Origin of the sequence: Paraburkholderia sp. BCC1884 (assembly GCF_900996225.1) — a bacterium.
Lineage (GTDB): Bacteria > Pseudomonadota > Gammaproteobacteria > Burkholderiales > Burkholderiaceae > Paraburkholderia.
This window is the reverse complement of the sequence record NZ_CAAJGL010000011.1, coordinates 166,591-182,965: the sequence shown is the minus strand read 5'-3', so window position 1 is coordinate 182,965 and position 16,375 is coordinate 166,591. Positions and strand designations below refer to the sequence as shown.

The following is a 16,375-nucleotide window of genomic DNA, read 5'->3' as shown; positions in this document are numbered from 1 at the left end:
AAGTCAGGCAGAAGGAGAAGGTAACGACGGGATCACCGGCCGCGCCGGTAGAGCCGTCATACGTACGATACATGAGGGCCGCTGGAGACGCACCCGCAACCGGTTCACCAGGCGGGTGCCGGGATAGTAATCGGAAGGCCGCGCGTGGTGTGCACGCGCCTGTCGAATCGACTCAATGCGGCATCGAGCTGCGGTCAATGCGCGTCCAGATACTTCGCGATCACCGGATAAACATCCACCGAAGCGTCTTTGCCGAAAATGCAGTCGATGTGTCCATAGCCCGGAATGATGTGCCGTTCGTAGGGTTGCTCGGGAAACTGACTCGTCAGTAACGCGTAGGTGAGTTCGGTGCTTTTCGGCACATAGGTTTCATTTTTCTCGCCATGGATAAAGCCGATCGGCAGACGCATCCCCTCCAATCCTCGCATGCCGTCGGAGCCGGTCAAATAGACGTCGCGACCTTCGGCATCGACTACATGACCGGCACGCACCATCGCGGCCAGATGCTTGAACACGCCGACGTCGTGTACGCCGAGCAATTCCTGCAAATTCGAATGCAGCGTCTCGCTTAATTTCGCGTGTTCGTAGAGCAGGCCGTATAAAAAGGTCGCCCGATGACAGATCGGATTGCCGCAGCCTTCGTCGTGATCGAGCGGATAGAGCCGCAGTGCTTCGTCGAGCAGATTGGCGGGCCACGAATCGTCCCTGGTGTAGGCAGTCAGATCGCGCACGCCGAGAAAGTCCATGATGCCGGGGATATGCAGACCGCACTTGATCTTCTCGAGTGTCCCCGGCACGGGATGCGCCGAGACCTGCGAAATCACCGCCGAGCGCACGCCTTTGAGTCCGTCGAGCAGCGCCATACTCAGCGCAAGCCCGCCCATGCAGTGGCCCACCACCTGAATCTCCGCCGCACCGGTCAACTCGCGTACTTTGGCGACAGCGCCCGGAATGTCCTCGCGGGCCACTTTGTCCACATTGGTCGGCACGAGCACGCTCGGCAATTCGATGCTGACGCGCAGATCCAGGAGCCACACGTCGTAGCCGCCTGCATGCAGGTATTCGACCAGGTTGGTGCCGATCAGGTCGGTGGAAAAAATGCGGCTCGATACGCCTGAACCGTGAATCAGCAGCAGCGGTCGTCCGGCTTTTTTCGTCGGGTCGTTGAAACGCGTGAGCTTCAGCATCGTCCCATCGGGCGTATTGAAGAAGACGATTTGCGGTGCCGGCGCGCGTAATGCGCGCTTGAGGCGCGGCTGCGCTTCGGTGTCGAAAAACTGCAGCGGCGCGGCCACGCCGCCGTATTCCGTGAAGAGGACGCCCGCAAAAAACTTGCCGAACTTCAAGGTCCATTCGAGCCGCGTTTTCAGGTCGGGCGTATTGGTTACTTCGAGCGTGCGTTGCTGCCTGAGGAAATTCTCCGGCGTGATGATCAGCGTCGCGGTGCCGATCACGGGTGCATCCGCGAGCGCCGAGTCACGAATCTCGGCATACATCGTATTGGTTTGCGTCCAAAGATTGATCGGTGAGGAGCGCGTGATGATTTTTTTGCCGCTCAGATAGTACGTCTTGCCTTCGGTGGAGCTGAGCGTCATGCGGTAATTCATGTTGCGCTCGTCCACGTCCGACTGATTCACGATGAAGAGATTGAAGGTGCCGTGCGAGATCGTCATGGGTTGCGCCGACAGCGCCGCACAGGTCAACGTACCGGCGGTTTGCGCCAGATGATCCGGATTGCCGATCAGCTCGGCGAGGTCGTCGGATTCGACGGTCAGCGTGAATTCGATCGGACTGGTGGCGACCTGACCGGCGACGGCGGGCGTGTAGGTGCCGACCATGGTTTCGGTGAAACGCAGGCCGATCTTCCGCTGAGGCGGCGCGCTGCCGGCGCCGCTCGACGCGTAGTCGATATTCCACCCGTACTCGGCCGCGAGCAGCGCGCAGTTGCGTTCGGCCAACGCCGAAATGGTCAGCAGCGGATTGACGCCGAGCGATATCGGCATGACCGCGCCGTCCATCACATACAGGCCGTCGTGCACGGCGTTGCCCGTGGCATCGCTGAACACGCGGCCCATATGGTCGATCACGCCGTGCTCGGCGTCCTCGCCCATGCCGCAGCCGCCGAGCGGATGCACGGTGACGGTGCGATTGCCGAGGATCTTCGTGGTGATCGGATTGCGCAGATACTTGCCGCCGAGCGGGACCGTCGCCTGCATGAGGACGTTCTGCACTGTCTGGTAGATCGGTTGCCCGGCTGCGTTTTTCCAGTCGATACGCGGCTGGCCCTTGGCGTCCACGGAAATTTTGCCCTTTTCGTCGTCGTGCGCCATCACCAGATAGCTTTGCGTGTGGTTGAGCGCGCCGTGATACGGGCCGCGCAGCACGCTCTCGATGACCCGTGCGTCGTAGGCGAGCTTGTCGTGAAACGAGCGTGGGCCGCCGACGTCGACGCCCAACTCCGGCGCGACGGCACCGAACGCCGCCAGAAGTCCCTCGCCGACCGCCCCGGCGAGCGAGCCTTCTTCGATGACGAAACCATCGCGCACGTTCTCCGTGTTGCGATGATCGATAAGACCCGTGATGGTCGGTCCCACCGGCGCAATCTCGCCCGGTGGGTGCGTGCCCCAGCCGACGCCGTTGATCGGCACGTCGGTGTTATAGGCGAAGGAGAGCACGTCGCCGTTGCTGGTGAAATGCGTGCCGAGCGCGTCGGAGACGTGCAGGCCCAACTCGCGCGAGCGCAGCAGCAGCGCTGTCGAGCCGATCGTGCCGGCCGACACGATAACGATATCGGCGCTGACGAACAGATCGGGCGCGTCGTAGATTTCGCGGCCGAGCCGCACTAGCTGATAACCCACCGTCCATTTTTGCGTGGCCGCGTTGCGCACCACCGAATGGACTGCGGCGCCCGTGAAAATCTGCGCGCCGTGGGCGACGGCGTCGGGCAGATAGTTCATGTGGGTCGAATTCTTCGCGTCGTAATTGCAGCCCGAATTGCAATCGCCGCAACCGACGCAAGCCTTCTGCTCGACGCCGGCGGCGTTGATGCGGTTCTCGAAAGTGACGGTGATCGGCGGACGGCTGAAGCGGTCTTCCATGCCGAGCGCCTGCGCCGATTTCTCGAGCGCCTGCAATTTCGGCAGAGTCGGAAAATCCTGGGGGACGGGCGACGGTTGCAGCATCGCCCGCGCCCGCGTGTAGCCGGTGTCGCGGCCGTCCTTGTCGGCACGCAGCGCGGCGGGCCAGCGCGGATCGTCCCAGAGCCGAGGATCGGCTTCGAGCGCGACATTCGCGTTGATGAGCGAGGTACCGCCGAGTCCGCAGCCGACCACGGCATTGATGTCATCGTTCACATGCACTTCGAGCAACGCCAGTGGCGAGCCGAGGTGATGGTCGGCGAGGTTGTACTGGATCTGCGCGGCGCCGTGAAAAGCGTCGCGCGGATACTCGCCGGCCATGAATTCGCGTCCGCGTTCGAGCACGCAGACGCTACGGCCGGCCCGCGCCATGCGGCTTGCGGCAATCGCGCCGCCATAGCCGGAACCCACCACGAGCACCTCGTAATGCGCCTGGATCGCCGTCGCGACGCTGGATAAGCGGTTCATCGAGACCACCTCGTCTGTCTGGAATGCAATGCGGGGAATTGAAACAGGACGTTGGTATAACGTCAGAGGAAAGACGGCCGGTCATCGCGGCTTTTTTATCGTAGGTAATATGCAATCACAAAAAAAGGCGCATCGTACGTGGCGCGCGAAGCAATCCGCTCACGTACGCGGCGCTCGCACCGTGCTTGCGCGCTGATCGGTTACGCGGCGGCTTCGTTCATCTCGCTGTCGCTCGATTCGGCGGCGAGCAGGTTCAGCGCGAGCAGAATGGCGTCGCGATTGTCGATGTCGATCTCGATGCCGAGCACGTCCGTGAGCCAGCGGCCAATCTTGGTATTGGAAAAATCCTCGACGCCGGCCGTCTTTTTCATGGTGACGCCGAGTTTGACGGCGCGATAGTGATACGAGGGCACCCGATGCTGAGCCGCGACTGCCGACAAACCTCCTTTGCCTTCCGAGCACCAGCCGAGGCTGCCCGCCAGCACGATGCGCTCGGGTTCGTCGAGACTGTCGATAAAGTCGCGCGCCGCGCCGCGCACGCGCTGTTCGTCGAGGCCGTATTGCAGCAGCACGCTTTCCACCGGATCTTCGAGCGCATGCGCGTGCAGATCGATTTCCTGCGCCATGCCTTCGTTTTCCATCGACACGTTGCGCTGATGGCCGGCGCTGCGCAGGCAGTCGATCAGATAGCGGCGGAAATAGGCGCACAGGGCAAAGCCGTTGGACGGCGCGCTCTCGGCACAGGCGTTGGTTTCGGTGTGACCGGGCGCGAGGCGCAGGACTTTGGCGTAGATGAACTGCGCGACGAGTTCTTCCTTATCTTCGCCGAGTGCCTGCAACTCGAGCGGGTGATAGGTGCGCAGTGCGCGCTTGACCAGTTCGACCATCGACACCATTTCGTCGTTGGACAACCGAGTGCGCCGGCGCCACAGGTCGGGCAGGATGGCATCGTCGAGATTGCGGACAAACGCGTGGCTCGGAACTGCGCCCATGAAAACCTCCGTAGGGGTTAAGGCTGAAGCGCGGTGAGCCTCGCGGGGGAGGCGGTGAAGAGTCGCTGGAGAGTTGCGGCCGCGCTGGAATGTGAATCCAGTATGGTTGGCGCCGGCGATTCGTCATATATGGATTAAGTGGTAGCTGATGGGTAAACTGCCGGGTAAACCATCCGGAAAATCGCGCTATTCCAGCCAATCGCGCGTTATTCATCTGAAGAAATACCGCCTTTGCACCAGAATGCAGCGCTGAAATCCGGCACCATGCCTGGGCGCCCGCGCGCTCCCCTCACCGAATTTGCCGTGCCCGACAAGGAGACCGCTCAATGCGGGCCGATCCTATCCAGCGTGCAATCGACGAAGACCTGGTGCGCGTGCTCTACGCGCAGGATCCGATCGCGTTCTTTTCGCACTGGTTTTCAATCGCGGTCCTGGTGGGCATCTATTGGCCGACCATACCGTCGCCGCCGCTTTTCATCGCGTGCTTCAGTTTTTATGCGGCCACCAATTGCGCCAGTCTCGCGCTGTGGATCTGCAACCGGCGTTATCCGCAACTCGTCTCGCCGCGCGGCTGGATTTATCTGCACGCGCTGCGCGGCGTGCTGCTCTACAGCATGCCGGGGATCGCGGTGTGGTTCGCGTTCCAGAGTCCGCAAACGGATTTGCCGCTGCTGCATACGGTGATGCTCGTTACCCTGGCCGCCGGCGTGTTCATGTCGAATGGTTTCGACCTGCTTAACTTTTCCACCGCGATTCCGTTCCTGCTGTTTCCGTCGATCGTGCTGCACTTCGGCTCGCACACCTTCGATCGCACGATTCTCGCCATCGTCCTCGCGTTTTTCTTTTGCGCGATCAACGTCTATGCGCTGAGCTATCGCAAGCTGTTCCGGCAAGTCGTGCAGGCGCGCGTCGATCAGCAATATCTGGCGGAGTCGCTGGCGGCGCAAAAACACGTCGCCGAAGAAGCGAGCCTCGCCAAAACGCGATTTTTCGCGGCCGCCAGTCACGATTTGCGCCAGCCCTTGCATGCGATCGGTTTGCTGGCGGCGTCGCTCAACGACGCGGCGGCCACGCCCACGCAACACGCGAAGACTGCCGAACATATCGTCTACAACGTCGAAGCCTTGAATCAGCTGTTCAATCAGGTGCTCGATCTGGCCAGGCTCGAAAGTGGCGTGACCCAGGTGATCCGGCTGCATTTCCGGCTTTCCGAACTGTTCGAGCGGGTCGGCAGCCAGTATCGTCCGCAGGCCGCGGCGAAAGGGCTTGCGCTGCGCATCGCGCCGACCACGATGGTGGTGCACGACGATCCTGTGTTGCTCGAGCGCGTGCTGAGCAATCTGCTGTCGAACGCGGTGCGCTATACCGAAGAGGGCGCGATCTGGCTGGGCTTCCGACGCGCGGGGCGATCATCGGGCGGTTATATCGAGGTGCGCGATTCCGGCATCGGCATTCCCGTCGAGGAGCACGAGCGGGTTTTCGAAGAGTTCTATCAGGTCGCCAATCCACAACGCGATGCCCGCCAGGGGCATGGTCTCGGTCTGCCGACGGTCAAGCGGCTGGTCGGCATGCTGGGCGGCGAGTTGCAGTTGCGCTCCGCGCCGGGGCGCGGCTCGGTGTTCCGCTTGCCGGTGCAGGCGGGCGAAGTCGGCGGCATCGTGGCGAGCCTGAACGAAGCGGTGGCCGGCGGCCCGTCGGCGCAAGGGCGGCACGTGCTGTGTATCGACGACGATCCGTCGATTCTCGAAGGACTCTCCAGTCTGTTGGGACGTTGGGGCTGCAGCGTGCGAGGCGCACGCGACGAGGTCGACGCGCTGGTCGCGCTGGAAGAGGGCTTCGTGCCGGACGCCGTCCTGTGCGATTACCAGCTCGCCAATCATCGCACCGGCGCGCAGGCGCTGGCGGCGGTGCGCAATGTGCTGACGCGCGCGGGTCACGACAACGTGGTGACATTGCTGATTACGGGGGATATGGCGTCGGCGGAACTGGCGGCGCTCGCCTTGCAGGGGATTCCTGTGCTGCATAAGCCGGTCACGCCCGCGCGGTTGCGTCGCACGCTGGAAATGCTGTGGCAGCAGGCGGAACTGGATAAGGGACGGGCGGTGGCCACAGCGGCATTGCGCGCCACGCCGGAGGACGATGCAGCGCAAAGCGCGCTCGTGAAAGCTGGCGTCGAGTCGTCGGCGGCGAATCCGTTGACGCGCGAAACAGGCCGCCAGTCGCAACCGATCTCGCCGCAGAGCGAGCCGCAAAAGTAGACGGTGCCGGGGCGGTGTTGGGTGACGCCGCCGCTTTTTAAAGCGTCTTACCGGCCTCCAGCCAGCCGTTGATCACCGCGATCGCCATGGACCGGTTGTGCACGCCCAGCGCCCGGAAGATCACCGACAGATGCACCTTGACCGTGCCTTCCGCGACACCCAGATCGCGCGCGATCATCTTGTTGGTCCAACCCCGGTGCACGAGCCGCATGATGTCCTGCTGACGCGGCGACAGGTTCTCCAGCAAGTGCTGCTGATGCGGCTGGAGCGCCTGGATCTGCGTGATGGGTTCAGTGATCGCTGTTGCCTGCGCCACCGGCTGCGCGGACCACTCCGGCACAACCTCGGCGCGCGCCGGCGCAGCTTGCGCATCGCGCGAACCCAGCAGGCTCAGCGCTTCCATCGGCACATACGCGCCGCCGGACAGCACCAGTTCGATCGCCTTGAGCATGACGCTGGCGGGCTGTCGCTTCGGCACGAAGCCGAGCGCGCCGGCGGCCAGCACCGCGCGCATCTCGTCGGGCGATTCCTCGGCGGATAACACCACCAACGGTAACGCGGGATTCGCTTTCAACAGCACCTCGAGCGACGAAGCGCCGCTCATGCCCGGCATATGCAGATCGACGATCGCCAGATCGTGGTCGGCGTCCGGGCGCGCGGCTGCGGCGAGCGTCTCCCAGCTATCGGCTTCGTCGAACTGGGCGTCGGGGTCGAGTCCGCGCAGCATGCTTTTGACGCCTTGCCGGATCAGTTCATGGTCGTCGGCCACAAGAAACTTCATGATGTCTCCGCGAGTCGGGCCTGCGCGCCTGGGCGGCGCGCTGTTACAGGGTCTCGTTTTACTTCTATTCTCGTGAATCGCATCATTGCCGGCTATCCCGCGATTCTCAGGCCCGCAGATGGCGCGGCGGCGCCTGTTCCGGCTCGCCGCGCCACTGTCGTTCTATTTGTATGATCGCCGGGTCGTTCCATGCACCGCATGATGGTCGCGTTCGGTCGCGCTCAAGTCTAAGGCAGGTCTCCCGCGCATAGGTTCCGGCTTGCTAGGTAGACGAGCCGCGAACCCCGTTTTTGAAGCCGCACAAACCCGGGCGAGCAGCTTATGCGCAGCAGATCGGAACGTGCCGAAACCCAGCTTATCTGATCGCAAATAACGTCGCATTCATCAGAAGCTTGAACGCGAAACCGAGCGACATCGCCGAGCCCACGCCGAAGCACCATAGCGCGACGAACCAGAGCCAGCCGGGCAGCTTGCGCGTCCGTTCAGTGATGATAGTGATGTTGGTCGCCATGACGCACCTTGCCTCGAAATACCCAGTAACCCATCGTCGTATAGGCGATGATGATCGGCAGAATCACCGCTGCGCCGACCAGCGTGAACATCTGGCTGGAGCGCGGCGCGGCCGCGTCCCACAGCGTCATGCTCGACGGAATCGCATACGGCCAGAGACTCACCAGCAGTCCCGCGTAGCCGAGCAGCACCAGTAGCAGGGCCAGCGCGAACGGCGTGTTGTGATGCCGGTCCCGTACCGCGCGATACATGAAGAACGCGCACACGGCCACGAGGAACGGCACCGGCAGGAGACGGTAGAACAGGTTGTCGTGGAACCAGCGCTGCGCGATGGTCGGGTCCTGCAGCGGCGTCCACAGACTGACCAGTGCGATGAAGCCGAGCAGCACCAGCGTAAGCGGCCACACGACGCGATGCAGACGGCGTTGCAGATCGCCTTCGGTCTTCGCCACCAGCCAGCAGCAGCCGAGCAGCGCATAGGTCGCCACGAGCCCGAGTCCGGTGAGCAGGCTGAACGGCGTGAGCCAGCCGAAGGCGTCGCCGGCATACACGCCATGGTTCACCGGGATGCCTTGCAGGAATGCACCGAGGGCGATGCCCTGGAAGAACGTCGCGCCCGCCGAGCCGCCGATGAACGCCAGGTCCCACAGATGCTTCGTGCGATTGGCCTTGGCGCGGATTTCGAACGACACGCCACGAAAGATCAAACACACGAGCATGAAGATCAGCGGCAGATACAGCGCGGAGAGCACGGTCGCATACACCACCGGAAACACCGCGAACAGACCGGCGCCGCCGAGCACCAGCCACGTCTCGTTGCCATCCCAGACGGGGGCGACCGTGTTCATCATCAGGTCGCGTTCTTTCTCGTCGGGGAAGAATGGGAAGACGATGCCGATCCCCAGATCGAAGCCGTCCAGCACCACATACATGAAAAGGCCCAATGCGATGATCGCGGCCCACACTACGGTTACGTCCATGGTCTTTCTCGCTAGCGGCTAGTGAAGTGTTGGGCTCAGGCAGCGTCGATCATCTGATCGACGGCGGACAGCGGGCGGCGCGCAGTCTGGTTCGGCGTACGCGACGGCGTGTCGTGGGGTGCGCCGTGCGGCGTCTGGCCCGGCAGTGCCGGACCCGAGCGCATCAGTTTGAGCATGTAGTAGATGCCGGTGCCGAACACGAGGAAGTACACGGCTACGAAGGTCATCAGTGAAATGCCGACCTGCTGCGTGGTTAGCGGCGACACGGCCTGCGAAGTGCGCATCACGCCATACACGACCCACGGTTGACGACCTGCCTCGGTGGTGACCCAGCCGGCCAGCAGCGTGATGAAACCGGTCGGCCCCATGGCCACCGCGAAGCGCTGGAACCACTTCGATTCGAACAGACGTTCACGACGGCGCAAGACCCACGCGACCAGCGACATCAGGATCATCAGTACACCAAGGCCCGCCATGATGCGAAAGCTCCAGAACACCACGGTCGAGTTCGGCCGGTCCTGCGGCGGGAATTCCTTGAGGCCGCGAATCTCGCCATCCCAGCTATGCGTGAGGATCAGACTGCCTAGATGCGGAATCGACACGGCGTAGCGCGTTGTCTCCGCCTGCATGTCGGGAATGCCGAACAGGTTCAGCGCGGTGCCGCCTTTCTCGGTGTCCCACAGCCCTTCGATCGCGGCGATCTTGGCCGGCTGATATTCACGCGTATTCAAACCATGCTGATCGCCGACGAACGCCTGGATCGGCGTGAGGATCAACAGCAGCCAGAGCGCCATCGAGAACATTTTCTTCACGGCCGGATCGCGCCTTCCGCGCAACAGATGCCACGCGCCCACCGCCGACACCACCAGTCCCGCGACGATGAACGCCGCCAGCGCCATATGCGCGAGCCGGTACGGGAACGACGGATTGAAGATGATCTTGAACCAGTCGAGCGGCACGACATGTCCGTTCACGACTTCGAAGCCTTGCGGCGTTTGCATCCAGCTATTGGAGGCGAGGATCCAGAAGGTCGAGATCAGTGTGCCGATCGCGACCATCAGCGTGGCGCCGAAATGCGCGCGCGGACTCACGCGCTGCCAGCCGAACAGCATGATGCCGAGAAAGCCCGCTTCGAGAAAGAAGGCGGTCATGACTTCGTACATCAGCAGCGGGCCGGTGATGGGTCCGGCGAAACTGGAAAAGCCCGACCAGTTGGTGCCGAACTGATAGCTCATCACCACGCCGGAAACCACGCCCATGCCGAAGGCCACTGCGAAGATCTTCGACCAGAACAGGCAAAGATCTTTGTAGTACGCCTTGCCGGTTTTCAGCCAACGCCATTCGAGGACGGCGATGAAACTGGCGAGGCCGATGCTGAGCGCGGGGAACACGATGTGAAACGAAACGGTGAACGCAAACTGAATGCGGGCGAGATCGAAAGCCGATAGTGCGGGGGTCATGAGCGTGATATGCGTGATGTCCACCGGGGTGGACTACGCGCGTCGACCGGTGTCGGTGCGCACTGCGTTTTTGCAGATGGCGCCAGAGTAGGGGATGGTCGAACTCTTTGCTGCGACGCCACGTGCGTCAAAAAACCGCCTTGTTTTACGCGGTTTTTCGATTTCAAGACCGCAAACCATTGATGGGCATCAAGTTTTTCTGAATGCTTCGCCAGGCGTGCGGTGCCGGTGCGCGATCAGACTGCGTCAATCGACCGCGCTGCAGCATGGCGCGGCCGCCGCGCTCGCAGTCGATCGCCGCCTGCGCGGAGAGCCGGAGCGCGAATTCCGGCGAGGGGCCGCTTCGCTGGCTAAAGGGCGCGTTTGCTTCTACCATGCAAGCAGTCGGCGGCGAGTGCTTCGCCCGGCGCGGAAATCCGAACCACGCGCGCCCGTCGGCAAGTCTTCCCGTATTTTTCCCACTATTCGAATCGATAGTCCTAGCCGACGCACTTGCCGGTGCGTCGTGTCATGCGTCACGCCATGCCACGTTTCATCCACCTGCCGGCAACGGCAGACTTCATCCACGAGGAGTCAGCAGATGAGCACGATCAAGACGAAAGACGGTACGACCATTTTTTACAAGGACTGGGGCAAAGGCCGCCCGATCGTGTTTTCGCACGGCTGGCCGTTGAGCGCGGATGCCTGGGACGCGCAGATGATGTTCCTCGGCAACAAGGGCTTTCGCGTGATCGCGCACGACCGGCGCGGGCATGGCCGCTCGGAGCAGACGTGGGACGGCAACGACATGGACACCTACGCCGACGACCTCGCCGCGCTGATCGAACACCTCGATTTGCAGGACGCCACGCTCGTAGGCCATTCGACAGGTGGCGGGGAAGTGGCGCACTACATCGGCCGGCACGGCACGCAGCGGGTCGCGAAGGCCGTGCTGATCGGTGCGGTGCCGCCGCTGATGCTGAAAACCGCCGACAACCCGACCGGCACGCCGATCGAGGTGTTCAACGACATCCGCAAGAACACCGAAGCCGATCGCTCGCAGTTTTTCAAGGACCTGGCCGTGCCGTTCTATGGCTATAACCGCCCGAACGCGAAAGTGTCGCAAGGCGTGATCGATTCGTTCTGGCGACAGGGCATGGTCGGCTCGATCAAAGGTCTGTACGACTGCATCAAGCAGTTTTCCGAGGTCGACTACACGGACGACCTGAAGAAGATCGATGTACCTACGCTCGTGCTGCACGGCGACGACGACCAGATCGTGCCAATCGACGCGGCTGGCCGGCTGACGGCGAAGATCGTCAAGAACGCTACGCTGAAGGTCTATCCGGGCGGCCAGCACGGCATGTGCACCGTCGAAGCCGACAAGGTGAATACCGACTTGCTGGAATTCATCGGTTCGTAATGCATTGAGCGTGGAGGTTGCGACGCAGGCGCCGAGGTCAGCTGGCGCCTCCCGCAACCAGAGTAATGGCATTTCTCCGCTCCAAGTTATACGACGTCACATAAATAGAAATGCGCTATGTTGTTGTTTGGAAAGAGAATGCGCGACAGGAGCGTTGATGCTCTCCGGGTAAATGCCTGGTTGAAATCCGGACGCGCATCGTTGATAGTACGTTATCGTACAACTAATGCGTTGTAGAAGATCGCGCATGGCGCAGTAAAGGAACGTTATGAAGAAGATTGCCTTGAGTGGGGCCGGTGGCCAATTGGGCTCTGTCGTGCGCGCCGCGCTGGTTGCGCGCGGCACGCCGTTGCGCTCGGCAGCGGGCTCGAAGGCCCTCGTGCCGCTCGTCGACGGTGAAGACGTGATGCACGGCGATCTGCGTGATCCCGCAGTGGTGGATCGGCTGCTCGAAGGCGTCGACGTGCTGATCCATTTCGCGGGCACGAGCGTGGAACGTCCGCTGCCGGAGATCATCGAGAACAATCTGCGCGGGCTCGTCGAGGTGTACGAAGGCGCGCGTCGTCATGGCGTGAAGCGCATCGTGTTCGCCAGTTCGAATCACGCGATCGGCATGTACCCGGTCACGGAGCATCTGAGCCTCGACTGTGAACTGCGCCCGGACGGTTTCTACGGCCTCAGCAAGGTGTGGGGCGAATCGCTCGCGCGCATGTATTGGGACAAGCACGGCATCGAAAGCGTGTGCGTGCGCATCGGCAGTTGCCTCGAGCGGCCCACCGAGCAGCGTCATCTGAGTACGTGGTTCGGTCATCGCGACTTGCTGCACTTCCTCGACCGCTGCGTCGAGGCGGAAGACATCGGCTTTCTCACCGTGTGGGGCGTGTCGGCCAACAAACGCAGCTGGTGGGACAACAGCGGCGCCGCGCGGCTGGGCTATCAGCCCACGCAGGACGCGGAAGACTACGCCGCCGGGATCCTCGCGCGCCCCAATCCGCTCGATGCTCTGGGCCAGCGCTTCCAGGGCGGCAGCTTTGTCGGGATCGATTATTCGCGCGACGCGGACGGCCAGGTTGCCTCGTCCGCCACGCCGGCGCAACGCTCCTGAGCGGCGCGGGACTACGAGGAGACAGTTATGAAAGTCAAGGGCATCCGCTGGTGGATGGTAAGCCTCGTCGCGGCCGGGCTCATCATCAATTACCTGGCGCGCAATACGCTGTCGGTCGCGGCGCCGACGTTGATGAAAGACCTGAACATCACCACCGCGCAGTACGCGCACGTGGTCGTCGCGTGGCAGCTCTGCTATGCGTTCATGCAGCCGGTGGCGGGCTTCCTGCTCGATACCGTCGGCACGAAGCTCGGCTTTGCGGCCTTTGCGCTGGCCTGGTCGGTGGCGTGCGCGGCGGCGGCGTGGGCGACGGGCTGGCGCAGTCTGGCGTTCTTCCGTGGCGTGCTCGGCATCGCCGAGGCGGCCGGCATCCCGGCCGGCGTCAAGGCGACCAGCGAGTGGTTCCCGGCTAAGGAACGGTCGGTGGCGATCGGCTGGTTCAACATCGGCTCGTCGATCGGCGCGTTGCTGGCGCCGCCGCTGGTGGTGTGGGCGCTGCTGCACGGCGAATGGCAGTTGGCCTTCGTGATCGTCGGCGTGGCGGGGATCGTGTGGAGCGTGCTGTGGATGGTGCTGTACAAGCACCCGCGCGACCAGAAGCTGCTCGGCGACGGCGAGCGCGATTACATCCTGAGCGGTCAGGAGGCCAAACATAGCGATGCCGGCGCGCCCAAACGCAGCCGCCTGGCGATGCTCGGCAGCCGCGACTTCTGGGCGATCGGCATTCCGCGCATTCTGTCCGAACCGGCGTGGCAGACTTTCAACGCATGGATTCCGCTCTACATGATGACCGAGCGGCACATGAACCTGAAGGAAGTCGCGCTGTACGCCTGGATGCCATTTCTGGCCGCCGATGTCGGCTGCGTGCTGGGCGGTTATCTGAGTCCGCTGTTTCACAAGTACGCCGGGGTCTCGCTCTTCACATCGCGCAAGCTGGTGTTCGTGGTCGGCGCGCTGTGCATGATCGGACCGGCCTGCGTGGGCCTGGTGGCGAGTCCTTACGCGGCGGTTGCGCTGCTGTGCGTCGGCGGATTTGCGCACCAGACCTTGTCGGGTGCGCTGTACGCGATCACCTCCGACATGTTCGGCAAGAACGAAGTGGCGACGGCGACAGGCATGGGCGGCATGGCCGGCTATCTGGGTGCGGCGGCGTTCACCGCGCTGTTCGGTGTGCTGGTCACGCAGATCGGTTACAGCCCCTTGTTCGTAGTGCTGGCGGTGTTCGACATCATCGCGGCAGGGGTTGTGTGTCTGCTGGCGAGGAGTGCGGAACGTATGCCGGAGCCGCGTTGGGCGGCAGCGGGCGCTGCTGCGAAGTCAGGCACGTAAGTCGGTTCCGATGATGCGGCGGGACGGATAGCAAAAATGGCGGCGCCTCGATGAAGGCGCCGCCATTTTTTTTGTGTTTTGTGGATCGCCGTGCGGCGATCCGGTCCGGCTCGACTCAACTTCACTCACCTCAACGCAACTCAGGCAGCCGGTTGGCCGATTTCGTGATTCGCGAGTAGCTCGAGCGCGCGGACCATCGCCGAGTGATCCCACGCCTTGCCGCCGTGCGCGACGCAAGCGTTGAACAGCGCCTGGCAAGTCGCGGTGTTCGGCAGGGAGACGCCGAGCGCCTGCGCCGTCGAGAGCGCGAGATTCAAATCCTTCTGATGCAGCTCGATGCGGAAACCCGGATCGAAGGTGCGCTTGACCATGCGCTCGCCATGCACCTCGAGAATGCGCGAAGAGGCGAAGCCGCCCATCAGCGCTTCGCGCACACGCGCCGGGTCGACGCCGGCTTTCGCGGCGAGCAGCAAGGCTTCGCCCACGGCCTCGATGGTCGCGGCGACGATCACCTGATTGGCCACCTTGCACACCTGTCCCGCGCCGACTGCGCCGATCAGCGTCACGTTCTTGCCCATCATGTCGAAGAGCGGCTTGATGCTGTCGAAGCTGGCCTGCTCGCCGCCCACCATGATGGTGAGCGAACCGGCCTTCGCGCCGACTTCGCCGCCCGACACTGGCGCGTCCATATAGTCCGCGCCGCGCTCGCGCACGCGTGCCGCGAACTCGCGCGTGGCCATCGGCGAAATCGAGCTCATGTCGACCACCGTTTGTCCCGCGCGCAAGGCGCTCGCGAGTCCCTGTTCGCCGAACAGCACGCGCTCCACGTCCGGCGTGTCCGGCACCATGACGAAGATCACCTCGGCCTGGGCGGCCACGGCAGCGGGGCTGTCGCAGGCGAGTGCGCCCGCCTGGACCAGATCGTCGGGCACGCCGCTGCGGGTGAACGCCGCGAGCGACACGCCGTTCTTGAGAAGATTGGCAGCCATGGGCTTGCCCATGATGCCGAGTCCGATAAAGCCTGCTTTTTGCATGGAATGCTCCGAGGAAGTCATGGCGGCCCCTTACACGTGGCCGGCCGGTTTCTGCATGAAGTGGTTCTGAACCGCCTGCGCGGCGCCTTTGAGCAGGCCCATATCCGCGCAGACCGCGATCACGCGGCAGCCCATCGCAAGATAGCGCTCGGCGTCCGCCTGAACCGGCGCGAGGATGCCGCTCGGCTTGCCCATAGCTTGCGCCCGCTCGAACACGCGCGCGATGGCTTGTTGCACATCGGGATGATTGGCGTTGCCGAGGTGGCCGTAGGACGCGGCGAGATCGGACGGGCCGACGAACACACCATCCACGCCATCCACGTCCAGAATCTCGTCGATGTTGTCGACGGCCTTGCGGCTTTCGATCTGCACGATGACGCAGACGTTGTCGTTGGCCAGCTTGAAGTAATCGGGCAGCGTCGCATAGCGATTGCCGCGGTGGCTTACGGAGACGCCGCGTATGCCCTGCGGCGGATAGCGCGTCGCGGCGACAGCGCGGGCTGCGTCGTCGGCACTTTCCACGAAGGGCACCAGAAAGTTCGAGAAACCGCTGTCGAGCAGGCGTTTGATGAACACGCTGTCATTGGCGGGCGGCCGCACGACCGGCGCGCTCGCGCTATCCTTGAGGGCCATCAGTTGCGGGATCAGCGTGAGGACGTCGTTCGGCGCGTGCTCGGCATCCAGCAGCATCCAGTCGAAGCCGATCACACCGAGCAGTTCCGTGGCGATTGGACTCGCGAGCGAGGCCCAGCAGCCGATCAGGGTGTCGCCGTCGCGGACGGCACGGCGAAAGCTATTGGGTAGGGATTGATACGGCAGGGCGGCTGACATGGGATGTTTTCCTCGAACGGCAATGGATCGGGCAAGCTCCGACGACGGCGTAACCTGGCGCAGTCAAACGCATGTTATAGGTCGTCGT

The 16,375-nt window shown here is 63.1% G+C and carries 12 protein-coding genes; 4 read left to right on the top strand and 8 right to left on the bottom strand.

Translation table 11 applies throughout. The features are described 5' to 3' along the window. Positions 1–194: 194 nt before the first annotated feature. On the bottom strand, positions 195–3,605 hold the full coding sequence (locus FQ705_RS00840) for an alpha/beta fold hydrolase (protein WP_144137577.1): 3,411 nt from the start codon (positions 3,603–3,605) through the stop codon (positions 195–197). Positions 3,606–3,805: 200 nt separating this feature from the next. Further along, the gene (locus tag FQ705_RS00835) at positions 3,806–4,597 is read right to left on the bottom strand and encodes a hypothetical protein (RefSeq protein WP_144137576.1); all 792 of its coding nucleotides are present in this window, start codon (positions 4,595–4,597) and stop codon (positions 3,806–3,808) included. A gap of 326 nt (positions 4,598–4,923) precedes the next feature. Between FQ705_RS00835 and FQ705_RS00830 the strand changes: the two genes are divergently transcribed. After that, complete coding sequence (locus tag FQ705_RS00830) at positions 4,924–6,855, top strand: hybrid sensor histidine kinase/response regulator (protein ID WP_260854352.1); 1,932 nt, start codon at positions 4,924–4,926, stop codon at positions 6,853–6,855. 37 nt (positions 6,856–6,892) lie between these two features. On the opposite strand, the gene FQ705_RS00825 is transcribed toward FQ705_RS00830, so the two are convergent. From FQ705_RS00825 to FQ705_RS00815, 4 genes are all read right to left on the bottom strand, one after another. Continuing rightward, complete coding sequence (locus FQ705_RS00825) at positions 6,893–7,636, bottom strand: response regulator transcription factor (RefSeq protein ID WP_144137575.1); 744 nt, start codon at positions 7,634–7,636, stop codon at positions 6,893–6,895. Positions 7,637–7,991: 355 nt separating this feature from the next. Further along, on the bottom strand, positions 7,992–8,147 hold the full coding sequence (locus tag FQ705_RS33900; RefSeq protein ID WP_186307753.1) for a hypothetical protein: 156 nt from the start codon (positions 8,145–8,147) through the stop codon (positions 7,992–7,994). Beyond that, a complete protein-coding gene (gene cydB / locus FQ705_RS00820; protein WP_144137574.1) occupies positions 8,119–9,126 on the bottom strand; it encodes a cytochrome d ubiquinol oxidase subunit II in 1,008 nt (335 codons plus the stop codon). Before cydB ends, FQ705_RS33900 begins: the two co-directional genes overlap by 29 nt. Positions 9,127–9,161: 35 nt before the next feature. After that, a complete protein-coding gene (locus FQ705_RS00815; protein WP_144137573.1) occupies positions 9,162–10,586 on the bottom strand; it encodes a cytochrome ubiquinol oxidase subunit I in 1,425 nt (474 codons plus the stop codon). A gap of 580 nt (positions 10,587–11,166) precedes the next feature. On the opposite strand from FQ705_RS00815, the gene FQ705_RS00810 reads away from it, so the two are divergent. The 3 genes from FQ705_RS00810 (at position 11,167) to FQ705_RS00800 (ending at position 14,422) form a co-directional block, all read left to right on the top strand. Then, entirely contained in the window at positions 11,167–11,988 is an 822-nt protein-coding gene (locus tag FQ705_RS00810; protein ID WP_144137572.1) for an alpha/beta fold hydrolase, read from the top strand. A gap of 268 nt (positions 11,989–12,256) precedes the next feature. After that, on the top strand, positions 12,257–13,093 hold the full coding sequence (locus FQ705_RS00805; RefSeq protein ID WP_144137571.1) for an NAD-dependent epimerase/dehydratase family protein: 837 nt from the start codon (positions 12,257–12,259) through the stop codon (positions 13,091–13,093). 27 nt (positions 13,094–13,120) lie between these two features. Then, positions 13,121–14,422 (top strand): MFS transporter, encoded by a 1,302-nt coding sequence (locus tag FQ705_RS00800; protein WP_144137570.1) that lies wholly within the window; start codon positions 13,121–13,123, stop codon positions 14,420–14,422. 140 nt (positions 14,423–14,562) lie between these two features. Here the strand turns inward: FQ705_RS00800 and FQ705_RS00795 are convergent, their stop codons facing one another. After that, positions 14,563–15,477 (bottom strand): 2-hydroxy-3-oxopropionate reductase, encoded by a 915-nt coding sequence (locus tag FQ705_RS00795; RefSeq protein ID WP_409934662.1) that lies wholly within the window; start codon positions 15,475–15,477, stop codon positions 14,563–14,565. A 9-nt stretch (positions 15,478–15,486) separates the two neighbouring features. Continuing rightward, the gene (garL, locus tag FQ705_RS00790; RefSeq protein WP_144137568.1) at positions 15,487–16,287 is read right to left on the bottom strand and encodes a 2-dehydro-3-deoxyglucarate aldolase; all 801 of its coding nucleotides are present in this window, start codon (positions 16,285–16,287) and stop codon (positions 15,487–15,489) included. Between the last annotated feature and the right edge of the window lie 88 nt (positions 16,288–16,375).

Coding starts and splice junctions, on each gene's coding strand:
- cydB (WP_144137574.1), bottom strand. CDS start 9,126: ATGGACGTAACCGTAGTGTGGGCCGCGATCATCGCATTGGGCCTTTTC.
- FQ705_RS33900 (WP_186307753.1), bottom strand. CDS start 8,147: ATGGCGACCAACATCACTATCATCACTGAACGGACGCGCAAGCTGCCC.
- FQ705_RS00840 (WP_144137577.1), bottom strand. CDS start 3,605: ATGAACCGCTTATCCAGCGTCGCGACGGCGATCCAGGCGCATTACGAG.
- FQ705_RS00830 (WP_260854352.1), top strand. CDS start 4,924: ATGCGGGCCGATCCTATCCAGCGTGCAATCGACGAAGACCTGGTGCGC.
- FQ705_RS00805 (WP_144137571.1), top strand. CDS start 12,257: ATGAAGAAGATTGCCTTGAGTGGGGCCGGTGGCCAATTGGGCTCTGTC.
- FQ705_RS00810 (WP_144137572.1), top strand. CDS start 11,167: ATGAGCACGATCAAGACGAAAGACGGTACGACCATTTTTTACAAGGAC.
- FQ705_RS00795 (WP_409934662.1), bottom strand. CDS start 15,477: ATGACTTCCTCGGAGCATTCCATGCAAAAAGCAGGCTTTATCGGACTC.
- FQ705_RS00800 (WP_144137570.1), top strand. CDS start 13,121: ATGAAAGTCAAGGGCATCCGCTGGTGGATGGTAAGCCTCGTCGCGGCC.
- FQ705_RS00825 (WP_144137575.1), bottom strand. CDS start 7,636: ATGAAGTTTCTTGTGGCCGACGACCATGAACTGATCCGGCAAGGCGTC.
- garL (WP_144137568.1), bottom strand. CDS start 16,287: ATGTCAGCCGCCCTGCCGTATCAATCCCTACCCAATAGCTTTCGCCGT.
- FQ705_RS00835 (WP_144137576.1), bottom strand. CDS start 4,597: ATGGGCGCAGTTCCGAGCCACGCGTTTGTCCGCAATCTCGACGATGCC.
- FQ705_RS00815 (WP_144137573.1), bottom strand. CDS start 10,586: ATGACCCCCGCACTATCGGCTTTCGATCTCGCCCGCATTCAGTTTGCG.